General features: G+C 65.0%; 17 protein-coding genes. 4 read left to right on the top strand and 13 right to left on the bottom strand.

Annotated features, from left to right (window positions below; genetic code table 11):
• Positions 1–12: 12 nt before the first annotated feature.
• Positions 13–420: a flagellar basal body rod protein FlgB gene (gene flgB / locus AAHB17_RS17395; protein WP_342131932.1), complete on the bottom strand. Its 408-nt coding sequence runs from the start codon at positions 418–420 to the stop codon at positions 13–15.
• Positions 421–611: 191 nt separating this feature from the next.
• On the opposite strand from flgB, the gene flgA reads away from it, so the two are divergent.
• The 3 genes from flgA (at position 612) to AAHB17_RS17380 (ending at position 2,232) form a co-directional block, all read left to right on the top strand.
• A complete protein-coding gene (flgA, locus tag AAHB17_RS17390; RefSeq protein ID WP_342131930.1) occupies positions 612–1,373 on the top strand; it encodes a flagellar basal body P-ring formation chaperone FlgA in 762 nt (253 codons plus the stop codon).
• 93 nt (positions 1,374–1,466) lie between these two features.
• The gene (flgM, locus tag AAHB17_RS17385; protein ID WP_342131928.1) at positions 1,467–1,781 is read left to right on the top strand and encodes a flagellar biosynthesis anti-sigma factor FlgM; all 315 of its coding nucleotides are present in this window, start codon (positions 1,467–1,469) and stop codon (positions 1,779–1,781) included.
• 76 nt (positions 1,782–1,857) lie between these two features.
• Complete coding sequence (locus AAHB17_RS17380) at positions 1,858–2,232, top strand: hypothetical protein (protein ID WP_342131927.1); 375 nt, start codon at positions 1,858–1,860, stop codon at positions 2,230–2,232.
• A 186-nt stretch (positions 2,233–2,418) separates the two neighbouring features.
• Here the strand turns inward: AAHB17_RS17380 and AAHB17_RS17375 are convergent, their stop codons facing one another.
• From AAHB17_RS17375 to flhD, 12 genes are all read right to left on the bottom strand, one after another.
• Positions 2,419–3,138 carry an RNA polymerase sigma factor FliA gene (locus AAHB17_RS17375; RefSeq protein WP_342131925.1) on the bottom strand — a complete coding sequence of 240 codons (720 nt, stop codon included), beginning with the start codon at positions 3,136–3,138 and terminating at the stop codon, positions 2,419–2,421.
• Positions 3,138–3,998 carry a hypothetical protein gene (locus AAHB17_RS17370; protein WP_342131924.1) on the bottom strand — a complete coding sequence of 287 codons (861 nt, stop codon included), beginning with the start codon at positions 3,996–3,998 and terminating at the stop codon, positions 3,138–3,140. The genes AAHB17_RS17375 and AAHB17_RS17370 overlap by 1 nt, the downstream gene beginning before the upstream one ends.
• Positions 3,991–5,481 (bottom strand): flagellar biosynthesis protein FlhF, encoded by a 1,491-nt coding sequence (flhF, locus tag AAHB17_RS17365; protein ID WP_342131922.1) that lies wholly within the window; start codon positions 5,479–5,481, stop codon positions 3,991–3,993. Before flhF ends, AAHB17_RS17370 begins: the two co-directional genes overlap by 8 nt.
• 19 nt (positions 5,482–5,500) lie before the next feature.
• The gene (gene flhA / locus AAHB17_RS17360) at positions 5,501–7,540 is read right to left on the bottom strand and encodes a flagellar biosynthesis protein FlhA (protein WP_446719614.1); all 2,040 of its coding nucleotides are present in this window, start codon (positions 7,538–7,540) and stop codon (positions 5,501–5,503) included.
• A gap of 80 nt (positions 7,541–7,620) precedes the next feature.
• Positions 7,621–8,778, bottom strand: a complete 1,158-nt coding sequence (locus AAHB17_RS17355) for an EscU/YscU/HrcU family type III secretion system export apparatus switch protein (protein ID WP_342131919.1) — start codon at positions 8,776–8,778, stop codon at positions 7,621–7,623.
• A 120-nt stretch (positions 8,779–8,898) separates the two neighbouring features.
• Complete coding sequence (locus AAHB17_RS17350; RefSeq protein ID WP_342131918.1) at positions 8,899–9,234, bottom strand: hypothetical protein; 336 nt, start codon at positions 9,232–9,234, stop codon at positions 8,899–8,901.
• A gap of 38 nt (positions 9,235–9,272) precedes the next feature.
• Positions 9,273–9,908: a protein phosphatase CheZ gene (locus tag AAHB17_RS17345; RefSeq protein WP_342131917.1), complete on the bottom strand. Its 636-nt coding sequence runs from the start codon at positions 9,906–9,908 to the stop codon at positions 9,273–9,275.
• A 13-nt stretch (positions 9,909–9,921) separates the two neighbouring features.
• A complete protein-coding gene (cheY, locus tag AAHB17_RS17340; protein WP_342131915.1) occupies positions 9,922–10,308 on the bottom strand; it encodes a chemotaxis response regulator CheY in 387 nt (128 codons plus the stop codon).
• 56 nt (positions 10,309–10,364) lie between these two features.
• Entirely contained in the window at positions 10,365–11,345 is a 981-nt protein-coding gene (gene motB, locus AAHB17_RS17335; RefSeq protein WP_342131913.1) for a flagellar motor protein MotB, read from the bottom strand.
• A 55-nt stretch (positions 11,346–11,400) separates the two neighbouring features.
• On the bottom strand, positions 11,401–12,258 hold the full coding sequence (gene motA / locus AAHB17_RS17330; protein ID WP_342131912.1) for a flagellar motor stator protein MotA: 858 nt from the start codon (positions 12,256–12,258) through the stop codon (positions 11,401–11,403).
• 75 nt (positions 12,259–12,333) lie between these two features.
• Complete coding sequence (gene flhC, locus AAHB17_RS17325; protein WP_342131911.1) at positions 12,334–12,870, bottom strand: flagellar transcriptional regulator FlhC; 537 nt, start codon at positions 12,868–12,870, stop codon at positions 12,334–12,336.
• 56 nt (positions 12,871–12,926) lie between these two features.
• A complete protein-coding gene (flhD, locus tag AAHB17_RS17320) occupies positions 12,927–13,256 on the bottom strand; it encodes a flagellar transcriptional regulator FlhD (RefSeq protein WP_342131910.1) in 330 nt (109 codons plus the stop codon).
• A gap of 426 nt (positions 13,257–13,682) precedes the next feature.
• On the opposite strand from flhD, the gene AAHB17_RS17315 reads away from it, so the two are divergent.
• Complete coding sequence (locus tag AAHB17_RS17315) at positions 13,683–16,154, top strand: flagellin N-terminal helical domain-containing protein (RefSeq protein ID WP_342131909.1); 2,472 nt, start codon at positions 13,683–13,685, stop codon at positions 16,152–16,154.
• Positions 16,155–16,221: the final 67 nt, after the last annotated feature.

Below are 16,221 nucleotides of genomic sequence, written 5' to 3'. Positions count from 1 at the left end.
GCTCCTTCAGGCTCACTGGCCCTGGATGGCGCTGAGCATGGTCTTCACATGCCCGTTGATGAAACGCAGGGTGGACTCGTAACGGATCGCGTTGTCGGTGAAATTGGCCCGTTCGCGGTCCATGTCCACCGTGTTCCTGTCCAAGGCCGGCTGGGTCTGCACGGTATAGGCCAGTTGCGTGCCGGTACCGGTCTCGCTGCTGGTCAGGCGCAGGTGGCGGCTGTCGGTGGCCAAGGGGTCGGTGCCGCGGCGCACGCCCCCGTTGGCATCGGCCAGCGCCTGGGCAAAATTGAAGTCGCGTGCCACGAATCCCGGCGTGTCGGCGTTCGCGATGTTGCTGGCGATCACCTGCTGGCGTTGCGCACGCAGCACCAGCGCGTTGGACATGCTGTCCAGACGTTGGGTGAATTGCTCGAACATACGCACCTCGCGGGTTAGGGGAACTCGGTGCCGGGGCAGACCCCTGGCGTGCGTCGATTATGGAAATCTTGAGGGTCGACCATGGTCGGAAAAGCGCGGGTTTGGCGGTCCATTTCCGCGCCTTGCCGGCCCGGCCCGGCGGCTACATTAGCGGCGTCGGGCGCACGCGCCTGACCTGCTCCACTCCCGCCATGAACCTGCTGCGCCCCTACCCCCCCCTTTCCACGCCCTGGGCGTGGCTGGGCCAGCTCGCGCTGTGGGCAGCGATACTGGCCTGGGCCCCGGCCATGGCCACCCCGGCGCCGGGCCTGGAGCTGCCCCTGCAAAGCCTGGCGCAAAACTGGGCCGCCGAACACCTCAAGGCCGACACCGGCGCCACCGACAAGGGCACAGCGCTGCGCCCGGAGCTGGTGATCGGCCAGCTCGATACCCGCCTGCAGCTCGCCCCCTGCGCCAAGATCGAACCGTATTTGCCGCGCGGCTCCCGGCTTTGGGGCCGCAGCCGCATTGGCCTGCGCTGTGTCGACGGGCCCACCGCCTGGAATGTGTTCCTGCCGGTCACGGTCAAGGTCTGGGGACCGGCCTGGATCGTCACCCGCCCGGTGGCACCGGGCGAGGTCATCGGCGCCGGGGACGCACAGCCCGGTGAAGTGGACTGGGCTGAACATCCGGCCCCGGTGTTGACCCAACAAAGCGACTGGGTCGGCGTCACCGCCGCGCGCGGACTCATGCCGGGGCAGGTCCTGCGCCAAAGCATGGTGCGCCCGGTGCAGGTGTTCAACGCCGGTACCGAGGTGAAAGTGGTGGTGACCCAGGCCCGCTTCAACCTCAGCGCCAGTGGCCGCGCCATGAGCCATGGTTTCGTCGGTCAGCCGGTCCGTGTTAAATTGGGCTCCGGTAAAGTCGTCTCGGGCCGGGTCAAGCGCGATGCCACGGTGTCGGTCGACATGTGATCTCAGTCAAAATTTCTTGAAAATAGGGGTAAAGTTCAGACCTCATCGGTCGATAAAACTCCCAAGACGCCCCTTCAGGGCTTGGAGAGAACCATGAAGATCAACAACCTGCCAGACAAGCCAGCCGGTGCCACCACAGGGGCAGGCAAGCCTGCGGACAGGTTGTCCGCCTCCACCTCGCAAGCAGGCACCCAAATGCCCGAGGCAGGTGTGACCGTTTCGTTGTCGGCCGTCAGCCAGACCATCACGGCCAGCGTGGCGCGTGCCGGTGGCGACGTGTTCAATGCGAAGAAGGTGGAAGCCGTCAAGAACGCCATCGCCAATGGCACGTTCAGCATCAACGCCGAGGCCGTGGCCGACAAGCTGCTGGCCAACGCCCGCGACATGCTGGGCGTGGCATCCAAGTAAGCCCGCCCAGGCCAGGGTGCCCGGGTTCACCTGAGGAGCCCCACCGTTGCCGACCAATCCCGCTGCAAACAACACGATGGTCGCTCTGGGCGACCATTTTGCGTTGGTGGAACACCAGCTGGAGCTGGTGGAAAATGCGCTCAAGGCCCAGGACGCCGACGCCTTGCCGGCCCGGACCGAGGCCCTGGCCCGGGCCATTCAACAATTTCAGCAAATTTATCAAACCACCCAACCCGACGACCTGCCCACCTGGCAGCCCCGGCTGACGGTGGTCAACGCCCGGCTGGACAACCTGCAGAAACAGTTGCTGGCCCGCAGCGCAGCCGTCAACCGGGCTCTGGGCACCCTGTTTCCGGCGGAACAGGCCAACGCCTATGCCCGCCTCGGCAAACCGGGCGGCATGTTGGGAGGCTTGCCTCGCATGAGCAACAACACTTCATTCAAGGCGTGATACGGCGCCGACAGCCAGAACGCGTGCCTCCGCCCAGAAAACCATCGGGCCGGCTCTGCCGGACGGCCGATGTCGCCCCCTCGAGGTGGTGACAGTGCCTTGCGTCGGGGTGGAGATGGGGGTGGGCTAAGAACTTGTCCGCAAATTGGGCAGGGCCGCGCCAAATTTACGGACAAGTTCTAAAGCTCAGTGCTCGCGCAACTTGGCACGCAGGCGGGCAATCGACTGGCTGTGCAACTGGCAGACCCGGGATTCGGTGACGCCCAGCACGGCGGCGATTTCCTTCAGGTTCATGTCGTGCTCGTAGTACATGCTCATCACATGCTGTTCGCGCTCGGGCAGCTTGTTGATGGCATCCACCAGGGAACGGCGCATGCGCTGGTCGCCCAGCAAGGCGGAGGGATCGGCCTCCGCGTCGGCCGGCAAGTAGCGGTCAAGGAAGTGGTCCTCGTCGTCGCCTTTGCCGCCAATGTCTTCGAGGTAGACCAGCTGGGTGCCACGCACCCGGGCCAGGGTCTGCTGGTACTCCGGCAAGGTCATGTCCATTTCCTGGGCGATCTCGGATTCCTTGGGCGCACGGCCCAGGCGCTGCTCCAACCGGTGCACCGCCAGTTCGATGTCCTTCTGCAGCTTGCGCGAACCCCGCGACATCCAGTCGCCGTCCCGCAATTCGTCGAGCATGGCGCCGCGGATGCGCTGGCTGGCAAAGGTCTCGAACTGGACGCCCTGCGACGGCTCGAAACGTGTCAAGGCCTCGGTCAGGCCGATCATGCCCACCTGGATCAGGTCGTCGACCTCCACGCTGGCTGGCAGCTTGGCGATCATGTGATGCGCGAGCCGGTGCACCAGCGGGCTGTACTGGCGCAACTGGTCATCTCGATCGAGAGTGCCTTTGGCGGTGTACATCAACTTCTCCGAAGGTCCGATTCTGCGCCTGGCGTGGCCACGGTGGTCAATGCCATTGACCGGTCGCGGCCGGACAAGACGAGTGCGCTGTCCAACACCTTGAGCCACCACGATTCGGGCACGCGGTCGGCAGATGTGTCGCGGCAGTCATCATACGCCACTGGCCAGATTTGCAAATCCTCGCCCAGGTGGGTCTGGGCGCAACGCGCCAGGGCCTGCACCGGCGCGTCCAGCGACTGCCATTGCGCGTCGGCACGGACATGCGCGCCACCACGTGCGCGTGGCCCAGGCGCGCCCGGCGCCATGGGCACCAGCACCGGATGCACCTCGCCCGCCTGCAGCAAGACCTTGACGACGTTGTAGGCCTCCACCACCGAGCGTGGCTGCCCATCAAGCGCCACCAGCGGGCGGGCCGCGCTGCCCTGCAGGCAGACAGCAAGCACCTCCACCGGAGCCGTCAGCAACACATGGGCGCCACCAGGCACAGTGGCCAGCAACAGCTGCAAGGCCGCCTCCGAGCCCAGGCTGTGCATCTGGTTGGCCAGCCGCAGCAACCCCTGCCGGCCGGCCACGATGCGCACGCCTGGCACCGTTTCCTCGTCCGGATCGCCCCCCCAGGCCGGCGCCTGTCGGTCACGGGCCAGCAGGCGCCCCAACAGACCCTGCCCAGGCGCTTCGTCGGCCATGCCGTCGATCACCCACACCGGCTCCCCCTGTTGCGCCAGCCGGCGCGCCATCAGCCACAGCAGTCGATGAGACACGCCGCCGTGCACCATGGCCGGCACCGGCAACAGTCGGGTGCTGGAGGCCATGGCCGCGTAGGCGTGCAGCCCATGGGCCTGATCGAAGGACTCAAGCATTCCACGCATCCAGGTTCACCTGCCCGCCCGCGGGCTGTGAGAAGAACAGACCCAGTTCGCTGGCCTGCGGATCGTAGGCCGATTTGCCCGTGCTGGCCATGGATTGGCGCACCAGGGCCGCAGCGTCGGCGCGTTGCCAATCCTCGGGCACGCGCTGGCCGGTGCTCACGCCTCGCAACAGCATCTGGTGGCGGATCAGACTGTCCAGGGCGGGACCCAGCTTGGGTGCCTCGTCCAGCTTCGACAGGATCACCCCATACAGGTCGCTGCCCTTGTAGGCGTTGATCACGTCGTCCAGCGTGTCACCGTGGCTACCAGCGTTGAGCACCAGCAGCTTCTTGATCTTGTTCGAGCCCAGCAGCTCCAGCATCTCCTCGATGCGCGGGTCGTGCTGGCCCAGGCCAGCGGTGTCGATGATGACCATGCGCTTGTTGGCCAGCAGGGCCAACAGGTCCTGCAGGGCGGCGCGGTCGTGCGCCAGGTGCGCCACCACGCCCAGCATGCGGCCGTAGCTGCGCAACTGCTCATAGCCCGCCACGCGATAGGTATCCAGCGTGATCAGACCCACGCTGTTGGCGCCGTAGGACTTGACGCACTGGGCCGCCAGCTTGGCGGCGGTGGTGGTCTTGCCGACCCCTGTGGCGCCCATCAGGGCGTACACGCCGCCCTCGTCGCACAGGGACGAAGTGGCATCGGCCGTCTTGAGGTTGCGGATCAACACATCCTGCGTCCAGCGGAAGGCATCGACCGCGTTGAGCTCGGGTGGCATGCGCTCCAGCACCGCGCGCGCGACCGCCGCCGAATAGCCGGCCCGGATCAGCTTGAGCATGAGGCTGGACTGAATGGGGTTCTGGCGCGACGCGCCCAGCCACGACAAAGTGTTGAAACGCTCCTCGATCATGTCCTTGAGCGCGTTGAGTTCACCGGTCAGACGGGCCTCGACCGGGCTGGGACCGGCCGGCGGCAGGGGCACGGCCTCCGGCGCGGGGCGCGTGGGCGCGGCCGCCTGGCGGGTCAGCTCGGGGGCGTGCTGGGCCAGCCTCGGCGGCGTGTTCACCGCATCGGTGTAGCGCGTGGGCGAGGCCGGTACCGGGGCAACGGCGGACTTGTCGGCACCCATCATTTCACGGCGCTTGCGCAGCATGCGCTCACGCACGTAGTCCTGGAAGGACAAGGTGCTCATGGCCAGGGTCTCAGTGTCCTGCTCCACGCTGGATTGGCTGCTGCCCAGAGAAGGTCGTTCCAGGCTGGCGCGGTCCTGCAGGCTGCGCCGTGGTGCCTGCGCCTGCACGCTGGCCTCCATCTGCCGTGCCCGGGGACGCGAGTTCGCCAACTGGTCCAGATTTTCCTCGGCGGTAGCCACCACCTCGAAGCCGGCATCGGTCGAGCGACTGGACAGGATCACAGCCGAATCGCCAAAGACGTTGCGGACCTTGGCCATGGCCTCACGGGAGGTGGGAGCGAGAAAGCGTTGGACGTTCATGGGTGTTCTCCAGCAGCGCTCAGGCTGCGACCTCTCCGAGGATCGGTCCGATGCGGATCAGGTGGGTTTCGGGAATCTCGCTGTGGGCCAGCACTTGCAGCCGCGGTGCAGCGCGGCGCAGCAGGCGCGCCATGGCCGAACGGATGGCGTCCGGCACCAGCAGACAGGCGGGCACGCCCTGCTCTTCCTGCTGATTGGCCACCTGTGCGGCGGAACGGGTCAACATGTCGGCCACGCCCGGATCCAGCGCCGAGCTCGGCCCGCTCCCCAGGGCCTGCGTCAGCAGGCGCTCCAGGCCAGGCTCGATGGCGATGACCTCCAGCTCCTTGACTGGACCGTAGATCTGCTGAACGATGGCTGGAGACAGCGCGGTGCGCACACGGCGCGCCAGCTCCACCGGGTCGGAAGTCTGGCCCGCGTGTTCGGCCAGCGATTCAATGATGGTGCGGATGTCGCGGATGTGCACAGACTCTTCCAACAGCAGCTGCAGGACTTTCTGGAACACGCCGATGGAAACCATCTTGGGCACCACTTCCTCAATCAGCTTGGGCGCTTGTTTGGCCACGTGTTCCACCAGTTCCTGGGTTTCGGTGCGGCTCAGCAGTTTCGCGGCCTGCACTTGCATCAAGTGTGACAAATGGGTGGCCAGCACGGTCTCGGAATCAACCACGGTATAGCCGGCCATTTGTGCGTTTTCGCGCTGGCGTTCGTCGATCCAGTTGGCCGGCAGGCCGAAGGCCGGGTCGGTGGTGGCGGTGCCGATCAGAGGTGTCTTGGCGCCCCCCGGATTGATGGCCAGGAACTGGCCCGGAAAGACCTCACCTTCACCCACCACCACGCCCCGCAACGTGATGCGGTAGGCGCTGGGGCGCAACTCGAGGTTGTCGCGCACATGCACCGGCGGCGGCAGGAAGCCGACGTCCTGGGCAAACTTCTTGCGCACGCCCTTGATGCGGGTGAGCAGGTCGCCCTGGCGGCTCTTGTCCACCAGCGGAATCAGCCGGTAGCCCAGCTCCAGCCCCAGCAGGTCGACCGGCATGAGGTCGTTCCAGCTCGCCTCGGTGTCGGCCGGGGCTGCACCGGCCCCACCACCTGCGGCGCCACCGATCGCGCCGGCTTGTGCCTCGCCTGCGTCCGCCTTGGGCTTGCGAGCCGCCTGGGTGAGCCAGACCGCCAGACCACCAATCACCGCTGCGAAACCCAGGAACACGACATGTGGCATGCCCGGCACGATGCCCAGCAGCGCGATCACGGCGGCCGTCACGCCCAGGATGCGGGGCGAGGCAAACATCTGGCTCATGATCTGGTCGCCCAGGTCTTCGTCCTTGCCCACGCGCGAGACCACCATCGCCGCCGCCACCGAGATCAACAGCGAGGGAACCTGCGCCACCAGAGCGTCGCCCACGGCCAGGGTGATGTAGGAACTGGCCGCCTGCGCGGCGCTCAGGTCGTGCTGCAGCATGCCGACGGCGAAGCCGCCGATGATGTTGATGAACAGGATCAGGATGCCGGCCACGGCGTCGCCGCGCACGAACTTGCTCGCGCCGTCCATGGAACCGAAGAAATCGGCTTCTTCACCGACCTCAGCGCGGCGCTTCTTGGCCTCGGGTTCGTTGATCAGGCCGGCGTTGAGGTCGGCGTCGATCGCCATCTGCTTGCCGGGCATGGCGTCCAGGGTGAAGCGCGCGCCGACCTCGGCGATGCGCTCCGAGCCCTTGGTGATCACCACAAAGTTGATCACCACGAGAATGGCGAACACGATCAGGCCCACCGCGAAGTTGCCGCCGATCAGCACGTTGCCAAAGGCCTCGATCACGTGACCAGCGGCATCGGTCCCGTTGTGCCCCTCCATCAGCACCACCCGGGTTGACGCCACGTTGAGCGACAGGCGCAGCAGGGTGGTCAGCAGCAGCACGGTGGGGAACACCGCAAAGTCCAGCGCCCGCTTCATGTAAGACGCCACCATCATCACAGAGAGCGCCAGCGCGATGTTGAGCGTGAAGAACGCATCCAGCATCCAGGCCGGCAGCGGCAGCACCATCATGGACAGCACCAGCATCACCAGCACCGGCGCCCCTATGGCACGGTGCAAACCGTGTTCGGGACCGAGCCAGGCGTTCAGTCGTTGGGTAATCGCGTTCATGCCAGGGCCTCTTGGGGCTTGCGTTTGTGGTGCGGATCGAGTTCGGGCGGCACGTCGGGCGTCGGCTGCTCACCGGGCATCGGGCCTTCGCCGCGCATCGCGGCGCGCAGTTGGTACACATAGGCCAGCACCTGGGCCACCGCGGTGAACAGGGCGGACGGGATCTCATGATCGATCTCGGTGTGGGCGTACAGGGCACGTGCCAGCATGGGCGACTGCAGCACCGGCACCTTGGACTCGCGCGCCAGATCGCGGATGCGCATCGCCACCAGGTCCGCGCCCTTGGCGATCACGCGCGGCGCAACCATGGTGTCGGCGTCGTACTTGAGCGCCACGGCGTAGTGCGTCGGGTTCATCACCACCAGATCGGCACCGGGCACGCGGCCCACGCTGTTGCCCTGGGCCAGCTCGCGCTGGATCTGACGGCGCTTGCCCTTGACGTGCGGGTCACCGTCGGATTCCTTGTGCTCCTGCTTGACCTCCTGCATGGACATGCGCAGGCGGTGTTTGTGCAGGTGATGCTGCAACGGCACGTCGATGATGGCCACCAGCGCCACCACCGACAGCAGGCCGGCGATGCCCATGGTCATCCACTGGTTCAACTGGGGCATGGCCGCGTCGAGCGGGCGCATCAACAGGCTGCCGAAATCGAACAGGTGGGACTTCAGGAACATGCCGCCGATGATGACCAGCACCGCGGTGTAGGTCGTGAGCTTGAGCACCTCGAAGAACTGCTGGCGGGAAAACAGACGCCCGAAGCCGCTCAGGGGGCTGATCTTGGAAAACTCGGGCATCAGCGGCTTGACGCTGTAGGCAAAGGCGCCCGACGCCACCGTCGCCAGCGTGACCAGCCCCAACAGCAACAGGCCCAGCGGCAACACAAAGGCCAAGCCCTGCAGAACCGTGTCGCCCAGCACGCGCGAGAGATTCTCAGGATGGTCGAGCATGACGCGGGTGAAGCTCATCTGCGCCCGCATGGCATGGCGCAAGCGCTCATAGCCCCAAGGTGTCAGCGCTGACAGCAGCACCATGCCACCGCCCAACACGACCAAGTGGGTCAGGTCACGCGAACGTGGCGCCTGCCCATCTTCTCGAGCCTTTTGCAGGCGCCGCTCCGAGGCGGGCAGGTTACGGTCTTGCGTTGACGAATCCATGTGCAGTCCAACGTGGGTGAGCACATTGTCTGGCGTGGACCGCCGTTCTAAAACGCAATAAGGACCGGGAAAATAGCCCTATTAAAACAAGTGGGAGGGCAAGCGAGGCGGGGGCACGGCTCAGCGTGCCGGGTCACGGTTGATGGCGTTCAGCATCAAGCCTTGCAGCATCTGCAACTCGCGCCGGTAATCCCCCACCTGATCCGGCGGGACGGCATCGGCCACCATGTCCATGCCTTGCTGAAAATGATCCAGCAAGGCATTCGGCTGGGAATGTGTCGCGATCAAGGCCATCGCCAGTGCCCTGTAGGCCGCCATGGCCGCATTCACCTCGCTGGCCCAACCCACAAATTCCTGCAGGAGCTCGGACTGATTTTCCAGCCGATCGGTCAGTCCCCCCGCCGGATGGGGGAAGCGCCGGGAAACAGGGGCGCCAACCGAGTCATCGTTGTCCATGGAGAGCTCCTGAAAACGTGTCCCAGCCGACGCCCGGCTCAAAAGCCCAGACTCGCCAGCAGATCGTCAACCTGCGACTGGTCTGTCACGACGTCCGTGCGTCCTTCGGCGTCCACAACAGGCCCATCCAATGCCGGCGTGGCCTTGGTGGCATGCGCCTGCTCAGCCGCCGCGGCCACCTCGGGCGGCGCCGTGGCCAACAGCATCTGCAGCAGCTGGTCCTCAATGGTGGCCGCCAGCGACACGACCTTCTTGATCACCTGCCCGGTGAGGTCGTGGAAATCCTGCGCCATCATGATTTCGGTCAGGTGGTGGTCGGCCTTCTCGCTGCTGACCTGAATCTTCCCGGCCCAGTCGGCCAGTTCAGGCATGGCAGCGTTGAGGCCGGGCACGCGCTTGAGGGTGTCGACGAGCTGGCGGCTCATGTCGCTGACCTTGCCCTGTTCGGCCTTGGCCTCGTCCACATGGTTGAGCACCTTTTCGGCCGCCTCGCCGGTGAGCCGCGCGATGTACTGCAAGCGACTCTGCGCATCGGGCAGCTCGTCGGCGGTGCCCTTGAGCTTGTCGGCGTAACCGAGTTCGTTCAGCGCATCGTGCAACTGGCGCGTGATGGCGCCCAGACGATGGTAGACCTCGTTTACCTTGCCGTCCTCGCTGGTCTGGGGGGTGTCCATGCGCCGCGTCCTATTAAGACCAACCCATTTTCTTGAAGATATTGGCCAGCTTGTCTTCGAGTGTGGCCTTCGTGAAGGGTTTGACGATGTAACCCGCCGCGCCCCCCTGTGCGGCCATCACGATGTCTTCCTTGCGGGCCTCGGCGGTCACCATCAGCACCGGCAGGTGCTTGAGCTTGTCATCGCCTTTGATCTCATTGAGCAGCTGAAAGCCGTTCATGTTGGGCATGTTGATGTCGCTGACGACAAAGTCGAACTTGCCGTTGCGCAGCTTTTGCAAGGCGGCGACGCCGTCTTCGGCCTCGTCAGCGTCGGCGTGCCCGATTTCCTTCAACAGGTTGCGCACGATCCGGCGCATCGTTGAGAAATCGTCCACGATCAAGAATTTCAGTTCAGGCATAAATTGCTCCGTCGGAACAGGGTGCCAAGTGTAAGGCTTGCAAAGCGCCCTCCTCTTCAGCGTTGGGCCGGCTGCACCGGCAAGGGCCGCGCCAGCACCGGGGCCACCGACGGCGCCAGCGAAGGCGCAACGGTCGGGGCCTCGGCGGGCGGCGGGGGCGGATTGTTGAATGACTGGCGGATGCGGTCCTCGGCCTCGCGGGTCAGCACCGTCACGCTGATGCGGCGGTTGGTGGCGGCGGCCGGATTGGCGGGGTCCAAGGGATCGCTGGCGGCCATGCCCTGCACGCGCAGCAGCTTGTTGTCGGGCATGCCACCAGCCACCAGTTCGCGGCGCGAGGCGTTGGCGCGATCGGCGGAGAGTTCCCAGTTGCTGTAGCCGCGGTCGCCACTGCCGTAGGGCGACGCGTCGGTGTGGCCCGACAAGGTGACGCGGTTTTCGATGTCACCCAGCGCGACGCCGATCTCGCGCAGGATGTCGCGCATGTAGGGCTTGACCAGGGCGCTGCCGACGTCGAACATCGGGCGGTTCTGCTCGTCCACGATCTGGATCTGCAGGCCGTCGGTGACCTTGTCCACCTTGATCTGGCTCTTGAACTCACCCAGCTTGGGGTTCTGGGTGATCAGGGCGGTCATTTTCTGCTGCAGGGCCTCGATGCGGACCTTGTCCTGGCGGGCTTGTTCGGCGCGCGCCAGCTGCGCCCCGACGGCCTTGGCCGCCCGCTCCGCGTCGCCGCCGTCGACCTGACCGGACGCCTTGCTCAGGTCGCGCCCGCCGCCTGGCAGGATGCTGTCGCTGTTGCCCGTGCCATCGCCGCCCATCATCGCCACCTTGAGCGGCGACTGGAAATACTCGGCGATGCCGTGCAGGTCGCCCTTGGCCGTGGAGCCCAGCAGCCACATCAGCAGGAAGAAGGCCATCATGGCCGTCACGAAGTCGGCGTAGGCGATCTTCCACGCACCGCCATGCACGGCATGACCTGCCTTCTTGACGCGCTTGACGATGATGGGTTGTAACTGCTTGCCCTGCCCGGCCATATGGGAAATCCTGGTATGGACGCGGCGCCGGCGGCGGTCGCCAGCGCCGGCGAACTCACTTCTTCTTCACGTGGGCTTCCAGCTCGTTGAAGGTGGGGCGCTCGGTACTGAACAAAACTTTACGCCCAAACTCGATGGCTGTCATAGGCGCGTAGCCCTGCATGCTGGCCAGCAACGTTGTTTTTATGCACTGCAACTCCTTGGTGTCCTCCTCGCCCTTTTGCTCCAGCAGGCCGGCAAAGGGTTCGGCCACCGCATAGGCCAGGAAAATCCCCAGGAAGGTACCGACCAGCGCCGAGCCGATCATGCCCCCCAGCACGGCGGGTGGCTGCCCCACCGAGCCCATGGTGTTGATCACCCCCAGCACCGCCGCGACGATGCCGAAAGCCGGCAACGCGCCGGCCAGGCGGGTGAGCGCGGCGATCGGGGCATGGTGCTCCTGGTGGTGGGTGTCGATCTCGTTGTCCATCAGCGCCTCGATCTCATGGGCGTTGAGGTTGCCCGACACCATCATGCGCAGGTAATCGGTGATGAACTCGACCACGTGGTGGTCGTGCCCCACGGTCGGGTACTTCTGGAACAGCGGCGAGTTGTGCGGCTCCTCGACGTCCTTTTCGATCGCCATCAGGCCTTCTTTGCGCGCCTTCTGCAGGATATCGAACATCATCGCCAGCAGCTCCAGGTAGCGCTCCTTGGTGTACTTGGAGCCCTTGAAGGCCGTCGGTATCATTTTCAAGGTCGCTTTGAGCACCTTGGGCGGGTTGTTCACCACAAAGGCGCCCAGCGCTCCGCCGAAGATGGTGACCATCTCGAATGGCAGGGCACTGAGAATCACCCCGATGTTGCCGCCGTGCACGACATAGACGCCAAAGATGCACCCGATCGCAACAACGTAACCAATGATCACAAACATACGGCGGGGCCCTGATTAACCTTTTGACCCATTCTATCGGCCACTTGTGATCAAAATTGACGAATATGGCCCTGTTCAGTGCAGGCGCAGCCCTCCCGGCCCCTTGCCCTTGCCGGCCCGGGCGGGCGGATTGCACAAACCACATTCGAAGTGGCGGGCGTTTTCATAGGGCTCGGTCACGAACAAGCCGCCACAGCAGCTGCACTTGGTCTGCACCAGCATGCCGGCGTCCATGAAGCGCGTGAGGCGCCAGGCGCGGGTGAAGGTCAGCAGCGGCTCCACCCCGCTGGCCTGCATCTGCTCGGCATACAGCCGGTAGCCCTTCATGACCGCGTCGATGTCGTCCATCTCGCTGGCCTTGGACAGGTAGCGGTGCATGTTCACGTACAGCGAGGCATGGATGTTGGGCTGCCAGGTCAGGAACCAGTCGGTGGAAAACGGCAGTTGGCCCTTGGAGGGGGACTTGCCCGCCACTTCCTTATATAGGCGCAACAGGCGCTCGTAGGACAAACTGGTTTCGGATTCCAGCACCTGCAGTCGGGCACCCAGCTGAATCAGCGCAACGGCGCGTTCGATGTCCCGACTTTCCGTCATCACACTCTTGGTTGCCATGGTGCCTGCCTATCAAATATGAGGGGTTCAATGCAGTGGGGTGGGACGCCAGGCGCTCAGGCGGCCTCGGCAAAACGGCCCGACATCAGAATGCTGGCGTGAAGACGCTGGGTGGTGTCGTTTTCCACCTTGTTGGGCTTGTGGCTGCTGGTCAGCAGGCCCCAGACCATGTTGTCATCAGCACGGAAACGGCACAGCAACATGTTGGTCGACGCGATCTTGAGCAACTGGGCGGGCGACAGTGCCACCAACAGATCAGCCGACTCCTCGGTCAGACCCAGGCGAAACAGCGCCTCGGCCTTGTCCTTGCGGATGATGCTCTGGGCCAGCATCAGGTAGGTCAGGTTGGCTTCGCGGATCTCGTTCAGCAGTTGGTCGTTGTCCATCGTCGTGCTCCAGTTACGCCGCTGTTTCCGTTTCGTCACACATTGCGAAGAATCGTTAAGCGTTGAAATGGATTGTGAAAAAGGGTCAAACAAACTTGAATCGGAAACCGGCTGTTTGTCGCGTCAGCGAAGCGTGTCAACGCTGTCAGAAAAAACCTTACAGACAACCCTAAAGACCCCGCATTTTTGGCCGATAACGTGCCACGGGCAGCTGGGCATCCCGGGGAGCAAGCACGGCAGCGCCCTGTAACAAAGCGCAAAAAGCGTCCGAAACCTTGGTCAATTTGTCAATCTTCCTAAAGTTTGACGCCAGCCACCCGAAATTAGCCTCAACGGGCTTCATGAAAGGTTCGTTGCCAGGCCAGCACAGGGCGGACCTGGCACCGGTGAACACCGGCTTTTTCAGCTTTTTTTAGGAGCTACACCATGGCAATGAACATCAACTCCAACATCCTGTCGCTGAATGCGCAGCGCAACCTGACGATGTCGCAGACCGCGCTGTCGACGGCCATGCAGCGCCTGTCGTCGGGCCTGCGCATCAACAGCGCCAAGGACGACGCCGCCGGCCTCGCCATTTCCGACCGCTTCAGCACGCAGATCCGTGGCCTGAACCAGGCCATCCGCAACGCCAACGACGGCGTGTCGCTGGCGCAGGTGGGTGAAGGCTCCTTGGGCGAGATCACCTCCAACCTGCAGCGCATCCGCGAACTGGCCGTGCAGGCCGCCAACGCCACCAACAGCGATTCCGACCGCCAGGCCCTGAACCTGGAAGTCAACCAGCGTCTGGCTGAAATCGACCGCATCTCCTCGCAGACCACCTTCAACGGACGCAAGCTGCTGGACGGCACCTTCGGCAACGCTGCCTTCCAGGTGGGCGCCGACGCCGGCCAGATCATCAGCCTTGATCTCAGCGGCAGCACCCGCACCGCCTCCATCGGCAGCATCGCCGCGGCCACCTCCTCGGCCCTGGGCAGCGCCGCCACCGGCGGCACCCTGGACGTCACGCCCAGCACCCTGAACTTCGGCACCACCGGTGCCGCCGCCACCAGCGGCCGCGTGACCGCCACCCTGGATGCCGTGAACTTCGGCACCGCCACCGTGGCCGGTGTGGCCGGCAACGCCCAGTTCACCCTGGCCGCCACCGATTTCCGCTCGGGCTTCAACACCCAAGGCCCCATCGACGCGGTGGCTGTCCTGGGCGGCGCCAACGCCGGCGACTTCTCCGGCGCCGGCGACATGGCGCAGTTCGACGTCACGGTCGGCGCCACGACCGTCGGTATCACCCTGAACGCCGACTACGGCAGCGCGGCCGGTCTGGCCACGGAGATTCAGAATCAGATCCAGGCAGTGGCTGGACTGAGCAACGTGACCGTGACCAACAACGCCGGTACCCTGACCTTCAGCAACGTCGGCTCCAACACCGCCGTGCAGATCTCGGGCGCGGATGCCAACGCCGCCTCGGCAGGCTTTGCCAACTCCGCCGGCACCGCCACCACCGGCCCGGCCAACGGCACTTTCAACATCGATGGCCAGGCCATCACGCTGAACCAGAACTACGCCAACGCGGCCGCGGTGGCCACGGCGATCCAGACCCAGATCCAGGCCTATGGCGGCGCTTATGCCACCTACACGGCTGCGGCGGCGGGCAACCAGATCACCATCCAGAACGGCACCGCACCAGCGGCGATCGCCATCACCGGCGCCAATGCCGCCGCCAACGCAGGTGGTGTCTACAACACGGCGGGCAATGCCGGCACGGCAGCGGTCGCGGCCAACAACGGTGGTTTCCAGATCGAGAACGGCGCGACCGACATCAACATCGTGCTGGACCAGGACTACGGCTCCTACAGCGCGGTGCAGACCGCCATCCAGAGCCAGTTGGAAACCGCAGCAGCCGGCCAGTTCTCGGTGGCCATCGACGGCAGCGGCAACATGACCATCAGCCGCACCACCACCGGTGCCGGCTCGACGGCCGTGACCATCAACAGCGAAGTGGACAACGCGGCCAACACGTCCACCATCGGCGGCGGCACCGACACCACCATGCCCACGGCACCGGTGTCGACGGCCGGCGCCCCCGCCATCGCCACCACCAACGCTTCGTTCAAGGTCGACGGCACCGTGGTGAACCTGGCCAGCAACTACGCCGATTACGACGCCATGGCCACGGCCATCCAGGGCCAGCTCTCGGGTTACACCGTGAGCAACAACGCCGGCACGCTGACCATCACCAACAACACCAATGGCTCCGCTGCCGTGGCCATCACCGACGCCGATCCGAACGCCTACAACTCGGGCTTCGTCAACGCGGTGGGCACGGCCGGCGCCACCGGTGGTAGCCTGACCCTGGCCTCGGGCGAATTCACCATCCAGGTGGGCGACGGCACGGCCAAGGACTTCTCGGGCACCTACGCCAATGCGCAGGAACTGGCGACGGCCATCAACCGCGAACTGGCAGGCATCAACGCCTCCGTGTCCAACAGCGGCGAGCTGACCCTGCAGTCGACCCAGAAGATCACCCTGGGCGGTACCGAAGCCAACGGCATCATGGGCTTCAGTGGCACCGAGTTCGAGGTGGCCGACGGCAACCTGTCCTCGGCCAGCGTCACCACGGTCAACGGCGCCAACGAGACCATCGTCCGCGTGGACGCCGCGTTGACCGCCGTGAGCTCGCTGCGCAGCACCTTCGGTGCCATCCAGAACCGCTTTGAATCGGTGACGGCCAACCTGACCACGACCAGCGAAAACCTGAGCGCCTCGCGCAGCCGCATCCTGGATGCCGACTTCGCAGCGGAAACCGCCGCTCTCAGCCGGGCACAGATCCTGCAACAGGCCGGTACCGCCATGGTGGCGCAGGCCAACCAGGTGCCGCAAGGCGTGCTGGCCCTGCTGCGTTGATGACGGCCTCCGCGTGAGGACCGAGCGGCCCCCGTAAAAAACCGCCCGGTTTTTTGGGTTTTAGGCA

Origin of the sequence: Hydrogenophaga sp. OTU3427, assembly GCF_038440225.1 — a bacterium.
Taxonomy (GTDB): Bacteria; Pseudomonadota; Gammaproteobacteria; order Burkholderiales; family Burkholderiaceae_C; genus Hydrogenophaga.
Note: the sequence above shows the minus strand (reverse complement) of the source record. Positions and strands in the feature narration are given on the sequence as shown.